This is a genomic window from Mesorhizobium sp. RCAM 06353 (assembly GCF_059683585.1).
The window spans coordinates 1351375-1368581 of record NZ_CM185031.1; the positions used below are offsets into that span (position 1 = coordinate 1351375).

At 64.3% G+C, this 17207-nt stretch carries 16 protein-coding genes; 9 read left to right on the forward strand and 7 right to left on the reverse strand.

The window, feature by feature from the left end; translation table 11 throughout:
• Window positions 1–286: 286 nt before the first annotated feature.
• Window positions 287–1081: a COG4705 family protein gene (locus tag AC56QX_RS06220; RefSeq protein WP_497114430.1), complete on the reverse strand. Its 795-nt coding sequence runs from the start codon at window positions 1079–1081 to the stop codon at window positions 287–289.
• 234 nt (window positions 1082–1315) lie between these two features.
• Here AC56QX_RS06220 and AC56QX_RS06225 point away from each other — a divergent pair, with 234 nt between their 5' ends.
• Together AC56QX_RS06225 and AC56QX_RS06230 are read left to right on the forward strand one after the other, a co-directional pair.
• The gene (locus AC56QX_RS06225; RefSeq protein ID WP_497114432.1) at window positions 1316–1951 is read left to right on the forward strand and encodes a methyltransferase family protein; all 636 of its coding nucleotides are present in this window, start codon (window positions 1316–1318) and stop codon (window positions 1949–1951) included.
• Window positions 1952–2027: 76 nt separating this feature from the next.
• Window positions 2028–3095, forward strand: coding sequence for a peptidase C39 family protein (locus AC56QX_RS06230; RefSeq protein ID WP_497114434.1), 1068 nt, complete (start codon window positions 2028–2030; stop codon window positions 3093–3095).
• On the opposite strand, the gene AC56QX_RS06235 is transcribed toward AC56QX_RS06230, so the two are convergent.
• Window positions 3092–3577, reverse strand: coding sequence for a hypothetical protein (locus AC56QX_RS06235; protein ID WP_497114436.1), 486 nt, complete (start codon window positions 3575–3577; stop codon window positions 3092–3094). The genes AC56QX_RS06230 and AC56QX_RS06235 overlap by 4 nt on opposite strands.
• Before the next feature lie 207 nt (window positions 3578–3784).
• On the opposite strand from AC56QX_RS06235, the gene AC56QX_RS06240 reads away from it, so the two are divergent.
• Window positions 3785–4150 carry a RidA family protein gene (locus AC56QX_RS06240; RefSeq protein WP_027047560.1) on the forward strand — a complete coding sequence of 122 codons (366 nt, stop codon included), beginning with the start codon at window positions 3785–3787 and terminating at the stop codon, window positions 4148–4150.
• Between the two features lie 28 nt (window positions 4151–4178).
• Window positions 4179–5414, forward strand: coding sequence for an amidohydrolase/deacetylase family metallohydrolase (locus AC56QX_RS06245; protein WP_497114439.1), 1236 nt, complete (start codon window positions 4179–4181; stop codon window positions 5412–5414).
• On the opposite strand, the gene AC56QX_RS06250 is transcribed toward AC56QX_RS06245, so the two are convergent.
• From AC56QX_RS06250 to AC56QX_RS06260, 3 genes are all read right to left on the reverse strand, one after another.
• Window positions 5320–6012 (reverse strand): CatB-related O-acetyltransferase, encoded by a 693-nt coding sequence (locus AC56QX_RS06250; protein WP_497114441.1) that lies wholly within the window; start codon window positions 6010–6012, stop codon window positions 5320–5322. The two genes, AC56QX_RS06245 and AC56QX_RS06250, sit on opposite strands and share 95 nt — an antisense overlap.
• A gap of 110 nt (window positions 6013–6122) precedes the next feature.
• The gene (locus tag AC56QX_RS06255; protein ID WP_497114444.1) at window positions 6123–7907 is read right to left on the reverse strand and encodes a flavin-containing monooxygenase; all 1785 of its coding nucleotides are present in this window, start codon (window positions 7905–7907) and stop codon (window positions 6123–6125) included.
• Between the two features lie 113 nt (window positions 7908–8020).
• Complete coding sequence (locus AC56QX_RS06260) at window positions 8021–8962, reverse strand: MurR/RpiR family transcriptional regulator (RefSeq protein WP_497114446.1); 942 nt, start codon at window positions 8960–8962, stop codon at window positions 8021–8023.
• A gap of 311 nt (window positions 8963–9273) precedes the next feature.
• Here AC56QX_RS06260 and AC56QX_RS06265 point away from each other — a divergent pair, with 311 nt between their 5' ends.
• The 5 genes from AC56QX_RS06265 (at window position 9274) to AC56QX_RS06285 (ending at window position 14990) form a co-directional block, all read left to right on the forward strand.
• Window positions 9274–10101, forward strand: coding sequence for an ABC transporter ATP-binding protein (locus AC56QX_RS06265; protein WP_258588466.1), 828 nt, complete (start codon window positions 9274–9276; stop codon window positions 10099–10101).
• Window positions 10098–10952, forward strand: a complete 855-nt coding sequence (locus AC56QX_RS06270) for an ABC transporter permease (protein ID WP_477223920.1) — start codon at window positions 10098–10100, stop codon at window positions 10950–10952. The genes AC56QX_RS06265 and AC56QX_RS06270 overlap by 4 nt, the downstream gene beginning before the upstream one ends.
• Before the next feature lie 64 nt (window positions 10953–11016).
• Window positions 11017–12180: an ABC transporter substrate-binding protein gene (locus AC56QX_RS06275; protein WP_497114449.1), complete on the forward strand. Its 1164-nt coding sequence runs from the start codon at window positions 11017–11019 to the stop codon at window positions 12178–12180.
• Between the two features lie 70 nt (window positions 12181–12250).
• Window positions 12251–13339, forward strand: coding sequence for a Gfo/Idh/MocA family protein (locus tag AC56QX_RS06280; RefSeq protein WP_497114452.1), 1089 nt, complete (start codon window positions 12251–12253; stop codon window positions 13337–13339).
• Window positions 13340–13547: 208 nt separating this feature from the next.
• Entirely contained in the window at window positions 13548–14990 is a 1443-nt protein-coding gene (locus AC56QX_RS06285; RefSeq protein ID WP_497114455.1) for an amidase, read from the forward strand.
• A 191-nt stretch (window positions 14991–15181) separates the two neighbouring features.
• Here the strand turns inward: AC56QX_RS06285 and AC56QX_RS06290 are convergent, their stop codons facing one another.
• Window positions 15182–16423 carry a M24 family metallopeptidase gene (locus tag AC56QX_RS06290; protein WP_497114457.1) on the reverse strand — a complete coding sequence of 414 codons (1242 nt, stop codon included), beginning with the start codon at window positions 16421–16423 and terminating at the stop codon, window positions 15182–15184.
• A gap of 165 nt (window positions 16424–16588) precedes the next feature.
• Window positions 16589–16990, reverse strand: coding sequence for an invasion associated locus B family protein (locus tag AC56QX_RS06295; RefSeq protein WP_497114460.1), 402 nt, complete (start codon window positions 16988–16990; stop codon window positions 16589–16591).
• Window positions 16991–17207 lie beyond the last annotated feature (217 nt).

Here is a 17207-nt window from a genome sequence, read left to right on the forward strand (position 1 = left end):
GGCTGTTCCTAGGATGGCAGGATGGCTTTGGCGGGGTGGTGCGTTCCCTACCTTCGTCATCCTAGGGCGGAGCAGCCGCGCAGCGGCGTCGCGGAGACCCGAGGATCCATGCCGCGACCTTCGCCGCGGAGTGCAGCGGAGCAGAATTTTGCACCGTCGCGGCGCGTTGGAGTCGCGGCATGGATCCTCGGGTCTGCGCCGCGTCGCTTCGCTCCTTGCTCCGCCCGTGGATGACGAAGCGGTGGGGTTTTCGGCAATTGTCAACGCTAGCGCATCCGCCCGGTACTCAGTCCGACTCCAGCAGGATTTCGTCGGCATCGTCGGCCGTTTTCTTCAGCGTCATGTAGAGAACCAGCGCAGCGATGCAGCCGAGGAAGATCAGGCTGGTGAAGGTGGTGCCGAAGCCGAGGCCGCCATATTCGGCCGGCTGCGACAGAAGATCGCCGAAGGAGGCGCCGAGCGGCCGCGTCAGGATGTAGGCGAGCCAGAAGGCCAGGATGGCGTCGAGATGCAGCAGCCAGTAGGCGAGCGCGATCAGCGCGATGACGCCGCCGAACATGAGGCCCGTGGTGAGATAGCCCATGTCGAAGCTCTCGGCGACGAGATCGCCGGCGGCGGTGCCGAGCGAGAAGGTCAACAGGATCGCCAGCCAGTAGAAGATCTCGCGCCTCGTCGTGAAGATGGTGTGGATCGACAGCGTCCGCTCGCTGGCGTACCAGACCGCGAACGTCGCCGCGAGCGCGACCGAAAAGGCAATCGTCGTCGTTTGCAGGCGCACGCCGAAATTGTCGACGAGATTGTCGGTGATCAGCGTGCCGACGACGCTGATCAGCACCACCGCCAGCCAGTAGGCCCAGGGCACGTAGCGTTTCTGCGCGAACTGCAGGATGAGGGCGACAATCAGCACGCCGGTCATGATCAGCGAGGTGACGGTCAGCCCGAGCCCGAGATTGACGGCGAGATAGTCGGCCGCCGTCTCGCCCATGGTGACCGCCATCAGCTTGATCAGCCAGAAATCGAGGGTGACCTCCGGAACCCTGTTGTGGTCCGGTTCGGCGGGGTACGTGCTGGGAGCGAGCATGACTGTCCCGAGGTCGATGGTTGCGGCCGTGCGGAAGCGATCCGGCATCTCGACACTAGGCGTGCGACTTCACGCCAGCCTGTCCGGCGGTATACAAATTGGTAAGGAAGGGCCTAGTTGGCGCAAAAGCCCTTTACGAACCTCTCGCGCTGCGCTGATAGAAAGTGGCCGCCTTGTATCGGCCATCAATGGCGTGTCCCAGTGCCGAACCCGCATGCCCCAGGGAAAACACGAATGACCTACGCTTCGCTCAAGCCGGTTTCGAATGCGTTCGTTCAACGCAAGCGGCTGATCTTCGTGCGGGCGGCGGCGGTGCTGGCGGTGCTGCTGCTGTTCCTCACCAAGCCGGCGCTCGCCGAGGGCTCGAACGGTCACGAAACGCTCGAATTCTTCGGCTTCTGCCTCGTGCTCGCCTGCGTCGCCGGCCGGCTCTGGAGCATCCTCTATGTCGGCGGCAAGAAGAATGAGGAGCTGGTTTCGACGGGGCCGTTCTCGATGAGCCAGAACCCGCTCTATTTCTTTTCGACGGTCGGGGCGGTCGGCATCGGTCTGCTCTACGGCTCGGCTTTCGCCGCCCTGGCGCTCGGCCTCGCCAGCTTCTTGATCTTCCGCGTTACGGCGCGCAAGGAAGCGGAATATCTGCTGGGCAAGTTCGGCCCGGCTTACCTTGCCTACATCGAGAGAACGCCAAGGTTCTGGCCGAACCCGCTGATCTACCGCGACAATGATGAGCTGCAGTTCTCAACGCGGGCGCTGAAGCGCACCTTCTATGACGGGCTCTATTTCCTCGCCATCTTCCCGGCCATCGAGCTGGTCGAGTATTTCCGCGAGACGGGCATGCTGTTCCCGGCCCTCGTCACGCTCTACTGATCATTAAGGCCTGCTGCCGCTAAATCATGACGGTGCCGGAAGCCCGGCCGGCATTGGTTTGAACGGAGATGACCCCATGCCAGCTTCGCTGCTGACCGGCAGGGCGAGTGCGACAATCTTCGCAGCCGAAGATGCATCCGTCTGGGCGGACCTGATGGCGGCGGTGCCGGCGGTGATCGGCGATCGTCTGGCCGCCCTGCAAAAAATCGCTGGCGTCACCGGCGTGGCGCAATACAGCGATGGCCGCGCCGAGGCGATCGTGATCGGCCAGCGCCGGCCGGCGGCGGCAATGATGCGCCTCGCTTTGTTCTGGTCTGCCGCCGGCTTCATCAGCGGCCCGCACCTGCTGGAGGCGCTGGAAAAGGAGGCGCTTGCGCAAGATGCGCTCTGCCTGCGCGCCGACGAGGACATGGTGCAGCACATCGGCGGCCAGTGGGAGCGCCGCGACGGTTTTCTGCAACGCTGGATCGGCATCGAGCCGATCCGCCGCCAGGAGCGCCTACCGCCGTCCTGGCCGCAGACGGCGGGCTTCACCTGCGGGCCGTCCGCGCTGGCCATGGCGATGGCCGGCCTCGACCCGGCCTTCCGGCCGGACCGGGCACTGGAGGTCGAACTCTGGCGCGAGGCCACCACCATCATCGGCCCGAGCGGGCCGGGCGGCTGCGATCCCTATGGCCTGGCGCTGGCGGCATACCGGCGCGGGCGGCGGGTAGAAGTGTTCATGAGCACTGCGGACCCGATCTTCCTCGACCGCGCCGCCTCGGAGGAAAGGCGCGGCCTGATGCGTTTCGTGCAGGCCGGTTTCAAGCGCGACGTCGAAGCCGCGTCAGTGCCGATCGAGCTCCGCGCGTTTGCCGTCGAAGAGATCGGCCAGGCACTCGATCGCGGCTTCTCGGCGCTGGTGCTGATCGATCAGGCACCGATGATGGGCTACACTTGCCCGCACTGGGTGCTCGTCCACGGCCATGGCGGCGGGGTCTATTTCCTCAACGACCCCTGGATCGAGCCGGACCGTTTCGAACAGATGATGGACGTTGTCGACCTGCCCGTGATGGCGGTGGAGCTCGACCGGATGGCCTGGTACGGCAATCCGGCCTACAGGGCGGCGGTGCTGGTTGGGCCGGGCGCGTCGCGGACGCGCTAGGCTCCCAGCGGATACGGCATGTAGCCGACGAAGCCGGCGATCTTCCAGCTGCCTTCGACCCTCCTGCAGAAATACAGTGTCTGCCATTTCAGCCGGTCGACGCTGCCATCCGCCTTGGCAATGGTGCCGTCGAACTTCTTGTGCAGCACGGCGCGGTCGCCGTCGACATCGATGTCGCGCAGATTGGTGACGCGGAAAATCGCCTCGCGCAGCGGCTCGGCGAATTTGGTCGCCGCCGTCTCCCTGGCCTGGCGCAGCCATTCGTCGCGATAGATCTCCAGCCGGGGGAATTGCAGCCGCCAGGCATCGGCGTTGGCGAGAAAATGCGCATGCATGCCGAAGAAGCTTTCGGCAATGAAATCATGCTCGACCATCGACCAGTCCTGACCGATAAAAGCGTCGATGTCGCGGCGTACCAGCATCTCCCACAGCGCGTGGCGATCGGCGTCGCCTGAGGGAAACGGGTTCTTGTCGAAGGTCATTCTCGGTTTCTCCGCTCTCGCATAGGCATCGTTCCGCGGCGGCTTGAAAGCCGTCCGACAGGCGCGCACGATGCAAGCGCTCTTGTAATAAAGCAACACGGATTTCGAAGAATGTTGCTTTCCAACAAGGGCCCTATCGGGACCGCCCCGATCGCGGTAAATCTGCGCCGAAGCGGGCCCTGCCCGTGCGATCAGAGGAGGCATGCCTTGCCCAAGCAGACTTTTGGAACATCCCATGTGCCGCTATCGCCCGCCGTGCGGGCCGGCGACTTCGTTTATGTCTCGGGCCAGGTTCCGGTCGGCAGCGACGGCATTGTGGTCAAGGGCGGTATTACCGAACAGACCGAGCAGGTGCTTGCCAATGTGAAGGCGGCACTGGCGCTCGCCGGCTGTACCCTGGACGATGTGGTCAAGACCACCGTGTGGCTGGAGGACGCGCGCGACTTCGGCGCGTTCAACGCGGTTTATGCCAGGCACTTCCCGAAGAACCCGCCGGCCCGCACCACGGTCGAATCGCGGCTGATGATCGACATCAAGATCGAGGTCGAGGCCGTCGCGTACAGACCGGTCTGACAAGCGATAACGAAGCGGAGGTTCCCCCATGCAATTCGACCTCCTGCTGAAGGGCGGACGGCTGATCGATCCGGCGTCGGGCATCGACGCGCCGCGCGATGTCGCTATCGCCAATGGCCGCGTCGCCGCGATCGACGCCGATATTCCGGCGGATCGAGCCGCCAAAATTGTTGACGCGACGGGCTGCATCGTCGCGCCCGGCCTCGTCGATCTGCACAGCCACGTCTATTGGGGTGGCACCTCGCTCGGCGTCGATGCCGACCGGCTGGCGGCCAAGAGCGGCACCACCACCTTCATCGATGCGGGCAGTGCGGGAGCCGGCAATTTCCTCGGCTTCCGCCGCCATGTCATGGAGCGCTCGAAGGTGCGCATCCTGGCCTATGTCAACATTTCCTTTGCCGGCATCTTCGGCTTCTCGCAGACGGTGTCGGTCGGCGAATGCAGCGATCTAAGGCTCTGCGAACCGCGCGAGGTGGTTGCCGCCGCGCGCGAGCACGCCGACGTCGTCGTCGGCGTGAAAGTCCGCTCCGGCAAGCATGCCGGCGGCACCAGCGGCATCGCGCCGGTCGATCTGGCGCTCGAGGCGGCCGACAAAGCCGGCCTGCCACTGATGGCGCATATTGACGAGCCGCCGCCCGGCCGCTCGGAAGTGCTGCCGCGCCTGCGCAAGGGCGATATCCTCACCCATTGCTTCCGTCCGTTCCCCAACGCGCCGGTATTTGCCTCCGGCGCGGTGCGGCCCGACATGCGGCTGGCGCGCGAGCGCGGCGTCATTTTCGATCTCGGCCATGGCATGGGTTCGTTCGATTTCGAAGTCGCCCGCGCCATGCTGGCCGAGGGGCTGGCGCCGGACGTGATCTCGAGCGACGTGCATCTTTACTGCGTCGACGGGCCGGCCTTCGACATACTGGTCTGCATGTCGAAGCTGATGGCGCTCGGCATGCCGCTTGTCGAGGTTTTACGCGCGGCAACGCAAGGGCCGGCGCGGGCAATCGCAAGGCCGGATCTCGGCACGCTGGAGGTCGGTACTGTCGGCGACGTAGCCGTCCTTCGCCAGCGGTCGGGCCGCTTCACCTTCGTCGACGCGGTCGGCGCCGCGCTGGTCGCCGATCAGCGGCTGGTGTCGGAAGGCATTGTCATCGGCGGCACCTGGTGGCCGAACGAGGCGGTCAACGATCTGAGCGAGACCGAGCTTTTCGAGGCGCATGCCGACCATACGCATGTCGAGGTTGCTGCCCGGCATTTTGGGCATCGTCACGAGTGAGGTTGTGCGAGGCGCGGGGCGCGGGCCCGACGGCGCTCAGGAACTGCTCGACCCCGGCGGTCGTCAAAAGCTCGACGCGCTCGCGGATCAGATCGTCGCTCCAGTTCCACCATGCCAGGGACTGCAAGCGTTCGATAATTTCGGGCGCGAAACGATATCGGAATACACGGGCCGGATTGCCGACCGCGACGGCATAAGGCGCAATGTCCCGGGTGACGATGCTGCCGGCGCCAATGACCGCACCATTGCCGATGGTGACGCCGCCAAGGATGGTGCAGCGGGCACCGATCCACACGTCATGGCCGACCGTGATTGGACCCTTGCCGACCGTGCCGGGCGCATTGCGGATCTTTCCGTCCACGAACTGGATCGGATAGGTGGTCGCGGTGTCGACGCGATGCTCGGCCGCGCAGATGAAGAGAACATCTGGCCCGATCGAACAGAACGAACCGATCCGCACCGGCACGTTCTTGTGTGGAACGAAGAACGATTCCTTTTTGAGACCGTAGGTATGACGACCGATCTCGACACCAGGCAGTGGCGGCAACGGGTCCTTCTTCAGTCCAAGCTTTATGCGCAGCCCTCTCAGCAGTCCCACCGGCTTCCCTCCCCAGAATGCCAGGCAATACTGGGGGAGGATTACTCACCGTATCCGAAAACTTCGCAAGCAATTTAGAGTAGTGGCCCACCGATACTTGCGTTGTCCGGTCAGGCGTTGCTCGGCTTCCCGTAGACGGGTGTGGTGATGCCTTCCATCCGTGCCTTGATCTGCAGCGCCACATATTTGGAGTAAAAACGCGACAGCGCCAGATTGCCGCCATGGAACCACAGCGCCTCCTGCGCCGTCGGCCTCCACATGTTGCGCAGCTCGCCTTGCCATGGGCCGGGATCGCCCTTGACGCCCGAGCCGAGACCCCAGCAGGGACCGACCTTGTCAGCGACCTCGCGCGAGACAAGTGCGGCGACATTCTCGTTCATCGACTGGTAGCCGGTGCAGGCGACGATGGCGTCCGCCTCGAGTTCGCTCCCGTCCTCGAACAGGATGCCTTTCGCCGTCAGCGACTTGATGGCGACGCCGCTGCGGATGCCGATCTTGCCGTCGATGATCAGATCCGAGGCGCCGACATCGATGTAGTAGCCGGAGCCGGTACGGTAGGCTTTCATCAGCAGGCCTGTCTCGTCGTCGCCGAAATCGATGGCGAAGCCCGAAGCGCGCAACCGATCGTAGAAGCCTGCGTCGCGTGCCTTGATCACCTCGTACAATGCGCGCTGGCCCTTGGGCACCAGCGCGAAAGGCGTCGAGGCGACGATCATGTCGGCCTTTTCGGTGGTGATGCCGCGCGCCAGGGCGCTTTCCGAGAAGATCTCGAAGCCGACCTCCATCAGCGTGTCCGACTTGACCACGGTGGTCGGCGAGCGCTGGATCATGGTGACGTTGGCGCCGCTTTCCCAGAGATCGACGCAGACATCATGACCGGAGCTGGCAGCGCCGATGACGGCAACCTTCTTGCCACGGAATTTGTCGCCGCTGGCATACTGGCTGGAATGCAGCAGCTCGCCCTTGAACGCATCGGCGCCGGCCAGGTCGATCTTTCGTGGCGGCCCATAGGCGCCGGTGGCGAAGACGATGTGCTTCGGCTTCAGCGTGATCTGCCGGCCGACGCGGTCGACCACCACGGTCCATTCCTTCTCGGTTTCGTCATAGGAAGCGCTGAGGCACTTGGTGGCGACCCAGTAGTTGAGCTCCATGACGCGCGTGTACATTTCCAGCCAGTCGCCCATCTTGTCCTTGGGCGTGAAGACAGGCCAGTTTTCCGGAAACGGGATGTAGGGCAGATGGTCGTACCAGACCGGGTCGTGCAGCACGAGCGTGCGGTAGCGGTTGCGCCAGGAATCGCCGGGCCTGGCGTTCTTTTCGATGACGATGGTCGGCACGCCGAGCTGCCGGAGCCGCGCTCCGAGCATGATGCCGCCCTGGCCGCCGCCGATGACCAGGCAATAGGGCTGCTCGGAGGCGCCGAGGTCACGCGTCTCGCGCGCCCGCGCCTCCGACCAGGTCTCGCGCTCGGGGTCGGCCTTGTGGCGCACGCCAAGCGGCCGCGCCAAACCCTTGCGCTCCTCGAATCCCTTGAGGTCGGTCATCGCCGTGAACAATGTCCGGCAACGGCCGTCGCGCAGGCGCAGGATGCCTTGGCCGGAGGCCACCCCGGTTTCGAAGGTGAACCAGGCTTCGATCGTGCCCTCGTCCGAGGTCGCCTCGCCGCTGATCTGCCATGCGGTGGGTTTTGTCGTCGCCAGCGTTGCCTTGAGCATGTCGGCGATGGCCTCACGGCCTTCCATGGTCGTGACGTTCCAGGTGAAGGTCAGAAGATCGCGCCAGTAGCAATCATCGACGAACAGGTTGCTTGCCGCCGCCACGTCGCCGGCTGCGAGTGCCTGTGCCAGGGATTCGAGCCATGCGGCTGCCTGTTTCGTCGGTGCGATCTCGAGCATTCTTTCCCTCTTTGCTGCGATGCCCAATTTGTATTGGGACGGTAATTGTCGAACCCGGAGCTGCCCCTCATCCGCCTGCCGGCACCTTCTCCCCGTGAACGGGGAGAAGAGAGCTAATCCCCGAGCGGCTCCATCTCCTTGCCGGTGCGGTGGATCTGGGCGTTGTATTTGATGCGGCGGACCGTCTCGCGCGCCGAGCCGTCGAGCTTGTAGGCGGAAGCCACGGCCAGAAGGTCGATCATCATCAGGAAGGCATAGCGCGAGGCGGTCGGCTTCAGCGTGTCGGGATATTCGGGCACCGCCACCGTCAGCCTGACGTCGCATGCACGGGCCAGGTCGGTATCGGGTGCGGTCACGGCGATGGCGTTGGCGCGGTAGTGCTTGGCCAGTTCGACAGCCTCGATCACTTCGCGCGTGCGCCCGGTCGCCGAAATGGCGATCACCAGGTCGCCCGGCTTCAGCGTCGAGGCGGTCATGCGCATCAGATAGGGATCGCACTGGGCGCTGACCGTGATGCCGTAGCGAAACAGCCGATACTGGGTTTCCTGCGCCAGCGCCGAGGAACTGCCGCCAAGGCCGAAGACCGTAACCTGCCGCGCCTTGGCGATCAGTTCGGCCGCCTTCTGCAGCTCACCCGGATCGAGCTGACGCTCGGCCTCCTGCAAGGCCCGGCGCGCCTCGCCGAAAACGGCGTTCCAGAACGGCATGCCATTGTCGTTGCTGATGGCCGGCGACTTGGCCAGATAGAGCGCGCCGACGACGAGGCTCTGCGCCAGCTTCAGCTTGAAATCGCGCACGCCCTCGCAGCCGATGGCGCGGCAGAACCGGGTCACCGTCGGTTCGCTGACCCCGGCGCGTTCGGCAATCGCCGCATTGGAGGCGTCGACGGCGTATTTGACATCGTCGAGCACGACATCGGCGACGCGGCGTTCGGCCGGGCTCAACTCGCTGTAGGAATCCTTGACCAGCGAGATGATGTCGGGGATGCGCCTGAGGTCGCGCGCTTCCGGATCGCTGTTCAAGGCGCTGCCTGTCTGGCTGTCAGCTTCGGTCATGAAGTCGGTCTTCCCTGCCCTTTTCGACCTGACCTCTTATCATGTTTGCACGCTGTCGTTCCATGCGCCCGGCCACGCTGCAGCCGCCGCGTGCCGCGAGGGTATCCCACGTCTCTTTGGCGGAGTATGTAGGAAAGCAACACACATTTCAAGGCAGATAAAATGCAGTCAAAACAAAGCGATAATGCCAATATGGGATTTTGATGATAAGGGTACCACCGCGAGCGCTTGACAGCAAAGTAGGATAGTTACAGACTGATTTCTGGCAGTCTGATGACCTACTGGATCATCACGCAATCTCCGAGGGGCGGATGAACGCGGGCGAGATAACAACGCCGAAGCTTGGCGTGCAGGCAGCGACCAAGATCTATCACACGGCGTCCGGCGACCTGCTGGCGCTGGACCGCTGCAGCCTCGATGTCAGAGCGAATGAAATCGTCTCGATCGTCGGCCCGTCCGGTTGCGGCAAGACCACGCTTCTGTGGTCGATGTCGGGCCTGCACAGCCTGACCAGCGGCGAGATCCGGCTTGACGGTACCAAGATCACCGGGCCGCATCCCGATATCGGCATCGTCTTCCAGGAAGCCAATCTGTTGCCCTGGCGCAATCTCGACGCCAACATCCGCTTTCCCTTCGAGATCAAGGGCGAGAAGCCGGACCGCGCCTGGATTGCGCATCTGCTCAACCGCGTTGGCCTCGACGGTTTCGGCGGAAAGTTTCCGCGCGAGCTGTCGGGCGGCATGCAGCAGCGCGCGGCGATCGTGCGGGCGCTGGCGCTGAAACCCTCGGTGCTGTTGATGGACGAGCCGTTCGGCGCGCTCGACAGTTTTACCCGCGAGGAGATGAACCGGCTGGTCGAGGAGATCTGGCTCGACACCAAGACCACCATTGTCTTCATCACCCACTCGATCGAGGAAGCGATTTTTCTCTCGGACCGGGTGGTGGTGCTGAGTGCGCGGCCGGGCCGCGTCGCCAAGGAATACCGTGTGCCGTTCCCGCGGCCACGCTCGCTGGAGATCATGGCGACCAAAGAGGTTTTCGATCTCACCAACCGGATCAAGATGGACATCGTCGGCGAGCGTACCAGACCGACGGCACCGGAGCGCACCAGCGCCGAGATCGTGAGGATCAGGCCATGAGCGACGCCATCCCGGAATTTTCCAAATCCAAATCGGGTGCCAAGTCCGGCGACGGCAAGGATGTCAGCCTGACCAACCTGTCGGCCTTCGCCAGCGGTCCCGGCATCAAGTCGGGCAAGGAAGTCGCGGCGATCATCGCCGTTGCCGTGGTCATCATCGGCGGCATCGAACTGGCCTTGCGGCTGTTCCATGTGCCGCTCTACATCATGCCGCCGCCAAGCTCGATCGCCTATGCGCTGTTCGACGAGTTCCCGCTGATCGCGCCGCATCTCGGCTACACGCTGGTCGAGCTGGTGTCCGGCTTTGCCATCGGCGCCGTCGTCGGCCTGGTTCTGGCCGCCGTCATCACCCAGTTCCCCTTCGCTGAAAAAATCGTCGCGCCTTATATCCTGCTGCTCGTCACTACGCCGATGCTCGCGCTGGTGCCGCTGCTCATCTTGCGCTTCGGCTTCGGCTACACGCCGCGCATCATCGCGGTGGCGCTGGCCGCCGGGCCGATGGTGATGATCAACGCCGCCACCGGCTTTCGCCGTGTCGACAGCGCCAAGATCGCGCTGGCGCGGTCCTATGGCGCCAGCACCTTGCAGATCTTCTGGAAGATCCGGGCGCCGATGGCGCTGCCGATGATCCTGGTCGGGCTGATGATCGGCGCCATTTTCGGCCTGCTGACCGCCGTCGGCGCCGAGATGGTCGGCGGCGGCTTCGGCCTCGGCAACCGGCTGACCACCTACTCGTCGATGATCCAGATGCCGCAGTTCTTCGCCGTGGTGCTGATCCTGTCGACGCTCGGCATCCTGATCTACGTGCTGTTCTTCCTGATCGGCAAGAAGTGGGCGAGCTGGGAGGCTTGAAGATTTGAAGCAAGACGCCCGGGAGGCGGGCGGCAGACCGACGTCAAACAAAAAGGGGAAAGCGATGACCAAAGACAATTCGATGAACCAGGCGGGCATCAGCCGCCGTTATTTCCTGCAGGTGACCGGCGCCGGCCTGGTGACGGCGACCGCGCTCGGCGCCACCGGCCTCAAGGCCAGAGCCGAGGCCTATGGAAAATTCACCTGGATCTCGCCGCGCGGCACGCTCGAAGTGCTCGATGACTATCCCTACTGGGCGGCCAAGAAGGCCGGCTATTTCGACGGGCTCGACACCGACATGCAGCCCGGCCCGTCGGACGGCACGGCGACGGTGAAGTTCGTCGATGTCGGCCAGGCCGATATGGGCTTCCCGTCGCCCGGCGTGTTCTCCTTCGCCATCCAGAACGGCATGAAGCTGAAATCGGTGTTCCACATGGGCGCCCGCGACACGTTCAGCATCGCCTTCCGCAAGGGCGAGGGATCGAACGATCTGAAGAAGCTCGAAGGCAAGACCATCCTGCTCGGCTCCGCCGCCTGGCAGTCGATCACCGATCCGCTGCTCGCCGCGCAAGGCGTCGACATCAAGAAGGTGAAATATGTCGAGGCCGGCTGGCCGACCTGGGGTACCGCACTTGCCGGCGGCCAGGGTGATGCGGCCCTGTCATGGGAGGGGCTGCGCGCCGAATGGATCGCCAAGGGCCTCGACTTCGAATACTGGCTCGGCGTGAAGAATTCCAAGCTGCCGGCCAACACTTTTGTCGTGCGCGCCGCTGATCTTGAGGATCCGGACAAGAAGGCGTTCCTGGAAAAATACCTGCGCGACTGGGCGATGGGTCTCGAATTCGGCTACCAGAATCCGCGCGCGGCTGTCGAAGCGGTGTTCGAACAGTTCCCGACGCTGGCCAAGAATCTCGGGCCGGAACTCGGCACCACCTCGATCCTGCAGCAGATCAACGTCTTCCGTGGCGACATGGACAAGCGCGGCGGCTGGGGCTCGCACGACATGGCGAGCTGGCAGGGTTTCTTCGACGAGATCCACAAGATCGGCCAGATCACCAATCCGGTGAAGGCCGAGGACGTCTGCACCAACGACCTGATCCCGGCGGCCAATGACTTCGACAAAGCCAAGGTCAAGGCCGACGCCGATGGCGTCAAACTGTCGGAAGGCTTTGCCGCGCTCGATGTCGAGAAGATCAAGGCGCATCTGTTCGATTCGGCGGTGAAGTAAGCCGGCAACAGAACCGGGCGGCAACACGATTGCCGCCCGCAATCCCTTAAAGAAAGCGTGGGAGGTGGCGGTGGCCGACAAGGTAAAAGTGCTGGTGGTGGGTCTCGGCAATATGGGTGCGTCGCACGCCAGCGCCTATCACCGCTCCGAGGGTTTTGAGATCGTCGGCATCATGAGCCGCTCGATCAAAAGCAACACCAAGATCCCGGCGGAGCTGGCCTCCTATCCGCTCTATGAGGATTTCGACCTGGCGCTGAAGGACACCAAGCCCGACGCCGTCTCGATCAACAGCTGGCCGAACACGCACGCCGAATATGCGCTGAAGGCGATCGCGGCCAATTGCCATGTGTTCATGGAAAAGCCGCTCGCCACCAACATCGAGGATGCCGAAAAGGTCGTGGCGGCGGCGCGGGCCAAGAACCGCAAGCTGGTGCTCGGCTACATCCTGCGCGTCCACCCCTCGTGGATCAAATTCATCGAGGTCGGCAAGACGCTCGGCAAGCCGCTGGTGATGCGCCTCAACCTCAACCAGCAGAGCAGCGGCAGCGCCTGGCACTGGCACAAGAACCTGATCGATTCGCTGATCCCGATCGTCGATTGCGGCGTGCACTATGTCGACGTCATGTGCCAGCTGACCGGCGCCAAGCCGGTGCGGGTGCATGGCATCGGCGCCAAATTGTGGGCGGAGGCCGACAAGCAGAATTACGGCCATCTGCACGTCACCTTCGATGACGGCTCGGTCGGCTGGTACGAGGCCGGCTGGGGGCCGATGATGAGTGAAACGGCCTATTTCGTAAAGGACGTGGTCGGCCCGAAGGGCGCGGTGTCGATCGTCGCCGGCCAAACGGCGAGCAATGACAAGGACGCCGAGGTTTCCAATTCGGCCGACATCGACCGCCACACCAAGACCGATGCGCTGAAGATCCACTACGCGCAGGTCGACGGCGACAAGAATTTCTCCAAGCCTGACGAGATCGTCAGCATGGAGGACGAACCCGGCCACCAGGAACTCTGCGACCGCGAGCAGGCCTTCTTCCTGCGCGCCATCCGCGAGGATCTCGATCTGACCGAGCAGATGGATGCGGCGGTCAACAGCCTGCGCATCGTGCTCGCCGCCGAACAGAGTATCGAACTGGGGCGGACTGTCGAGCTGGCCTGACGTCGGCGCCAGCCCCCTCATCCGGCCGCTTCGCGGCCACCTGTGCCGGGGCGAGTCACGGGCCTCGCCCGTCCTTCGGAACCCCGTGGGGGAGAAGAGGGAAGCGCTGGCGCTCGTAATCTCCTCTCCCCTCAGGGAGAGGGCAGCCGAGCGAAGCGGAGGCTGGGTGAGGGGGAGTCACTCAGATCAGACATAAAAGGAGCAATACATGGCCGCTGTCACCGACAGTCTGCTGAAAACCTGCGCGGACTCCGATGCACTCGACCTTGCCGGGCTGGTGCGCGGCGGCCAGGTTTCACCGGCCGAGCTGGTCGAGGCGGCGATCACGCTGGTCGAGCGGCTCAATCCGGCGCTCAACGCGGTTGTCCATCGCCTGTACGACATGGCGCGCGCGCAGGCTGAGACGGTCGACAGATCGGCGCCCTTCGCCGGCGTACCGTTCCTGCTCAAGGAACTGGCCTCGTCCTGGACCGGGGCGCCGAACACCAATTCTTCTTTCTACCTGAAAGACGTCGTCGCCGACTTTGACACCGAAGTCGTGCGCCGCATGAAGGCGGCGGGGCTGGTGCTGGTCGGCAAGTCGAACGCGCCCGAAAATGGCTGGTCGATCACGACCGAGCCGAAACTCTACGGAACGACCAAGAATCCGTGGAAGGGCGGCATCACGCCTGGTGGCTCGAGCGGTGGTGCGGCGGCAGCCATCGCTTCGCGCATGGTGCCGATCGCCGAGGCCAGCGACGGCGCCGGCTCGATCCGCATTCCGGCCTCGTGCTGCGGCATTGTCGGCCTGAAGCCGTCGCGCGGCCGTGTTAGCCTCGCGCCGTTCGGCGACTATTGGTATGGCGGTGCCTATGTCCTCTGCTGCTCGCGCACGGTGCGCGACACCGCGGCCTATCTCGATGCCGTGGCCGGCGCGCTGCCGGGCGATCCCTATACGCCTCCGGTGCCGGACACCTCCTGGCTCGACCTGTCGGCGCGGGCGCCGAAGAAGCTGCGCATCGGCTTCACCGTCACGCCGCCCAACGGCACCGACATCGACCCGGAGGTGAAGGCGGCGGTGCTGGCCACCGTGGCGGCACTCGAGCGGTTGCGACACAATGTCGAGGAGCACGACATGCCGCTCGACGCCAATGGCGTCTGGGCGACCTACACCAACATGACCTGCGTGCAGACGGCGGCGACCTTCGATTATCTTGAAACCGTGATCGGCCGGCCGGTGCATCCGGGGGATGTCGAGGCGGTGACCTGGGCGATCATCGAGCGCGGTCGCGCCACCAGCGGCGTCAGGCACATCTCCGATGTCGAGCAGCTCAGGCAAATCGGCCGCGACATTGTCGGCGATCTCAATGCCTACGATCTTTTCATCACGCCGACGCTGACGCAGTTGCCGCGCCCATTCGGCCATTACGACATGTCGGAAACCGACCTCGACCGCTACAATGCCAAATGGGCGGATGCGGTGTTCGCCTTCCCCTTCAACATTTCCGGACAGCCGGCGATCTCGCTGCCGCTCGGCTGGTCGAAAGACGGCGTGCCGATCGGCGTGCAGCTGGTCGGCCGCTATGGCGACGAGGCGACGGTGCTGGCGGCGTCGGCACAGCTCGAGCAGGAGATGCCGTGGAGGGATCGGCGGCCGGCGGTGAGTGGTTAGGATGTGCTGATATTCAGGTGATGCCGACCTGCAAGCGGCGGTTCCCTGCGCTTCCGGTGCTCACGTACTTTAAGTACGCGACGCTCCGGTTCTCGGGAACCACCGCTTTCGGCGCGGCCTGACCTGAATCTCAACACATCCTATGGCGTGTAGTCCAACAGCGCGTCGCAGTTTCGGTGCCGAGATGCCATTTACCCAACCATCTCCAGCCGCCTCGGCAGCCGGTTCATCGCCTTCGGTCCATCCGCCGCAATCAGGAACTGGTCCTCAAGATTGAAGCTGGCGAGGCCGTCTATGTAGAGCGGGATTTCGAAGGCCAGCACCATACCGGCCTCGATCATGACTTCGCTGTCGGCCGCAATGAACGGCCATTGTTCTGAAAAGACCGACTGGCCGACGCTGTGGCCGAAATGGCCGCGGCGGTAGGAGCGCAGGCCTTGCCGGGCCAGGCTGTCGGTGGTGACGCGATGCACATGAGCGAGCGTGTTTCCGGGGATCAGCGCCGCCAGCCCGTCCTCGAAGGCGCGCTCGGCGATCGCATGCAGTTCGGCCTGGTCGGCGGAAGGCGGCCCGAAGATGAAATTGCGCGACATGTCCGAGGCGTAGCCGCCGACCGTGCAGACCATGTCGCATTTCAAGGGATCGCCGGCCACGGCCCTGGCATCGGCGCCCTTGGCCCGCGCGCCCAGTGTCACATATTCGGCTGACGCGACCGGATGTGACAGACCGGCGGCCGCGTCCGCGACGCCCTTGCGGTAGAGCGCGACGAGATCGGCCTGGCGCATGCCGGCCATCGCGTCCACCTGCAGCCGCTCCAGCCCGGCCTCCGAGAGAAAAATGCCTTGCTGCAGCAGATCGATCTCGCGCTGCGACTTGATGGCCCGCAGCCTGTCCAGCACGGGTGAGCCGTCGACCATCGGGCAGTGCGGCAGCAGCGTCTGGATGGCCGCGAAATCGGCGGCTGGAACAAAGTCGAGGTCGATGCCGAGCGTTGCGTGCGCCAGTCCGAACTCGTCCAGCAAGGCCTGCAACTGGCGCACCGAACCGGCGAGGTCGAAGGTCGCGGGCCGCGAGAAATCCGGCGTGCGGCCAAGCGAGGCGAGGCCGGCCTCGATGCGCTCGGCCAGGGGAAGTCCGTGAGATGTATCGACCGGCGCGGATTCGATCCAGATCGGATGCGAACGCACGACCGCCTCTGGCGCGGCCAGCCGCAGCTGCGCCGCGTTGAAGTCGGCGACGACGACACCGATCGGCAGGTCCTGCCGGGCCGGGATGACGACGAAGCCGCCACCGGCGCGCCGGAACAGGCCGGCCGGGCCGATCCACGCGCCGGTCGCATAGTGGAAGGCCTCGGGCGCCGAGAGCACAAGTGCTTCGATGCCGGCGCGTTGCATCACATGCGCGGTGCGCTGGCGGTCGACAAAGCCCGTCATGGGTTTCTCCGTATGTCCAAGGCGGCAACGGAGCATTGCAGGTGGAGACAATCAAGCGGGTTCTGTGATGCCTCTCCAACGAGGTGACAGGTGGCGCGCTCGCCAATTGCCGAGGCATCCGATCCGTGGAGGCAGGCAGTCGACCCAGACGAACGGCGAAATCCGCTACTTGATCGATTCCAGCTTGGCGACGGCCGCAGTGAAGCCGGCGAGCGACACCGGGATGGTCACCGGCTTGCGCGTCACCGATTCCATGCCGATGTTCAGCGTCGTTCCCGACTTCATCGTCTTGACCAGTTCCGGCGACAGCGGGGTGGCGGCGTAGGCGCCATTCTGGTCGCTGGTCTGGATGGCGATGACGACCTTTTGGCCCTGGTCGACCTGATAGCTGACGCCGGACGGCAGGAACAGGCCGTGCGGCAGCGCGAGCAGCATGGCCAGGCTGCCATTGCTGCTGTCGCGGCGCACGGTCACCGTCAGCACACGCTGGCCTGTCTTGGCCTCGGTCAGGTTCTGCGACACCTGGCACTGAAGCTCGCCGGTCGCCGAGCCGCTGGAGCAGTTCACGGCCCATGGATTGGCGTCAGCCGGCTTGGGTCCGGCCTCTTTGGATTGAGGCTGTTTGGATTGGGATTCTTTGGCGGCGTCCTCGGCAAGCGCCGGGCCAACAGAAGCCGCCAGCAGCCACAGAGCAGCCGATGCCGCGACTATGCGGAATAGATTAGTCCCAGCTAAAATAGTTGCCATGTTCTTCACGTCCCGCAGTTTTCCTTGCTCCGGCAGG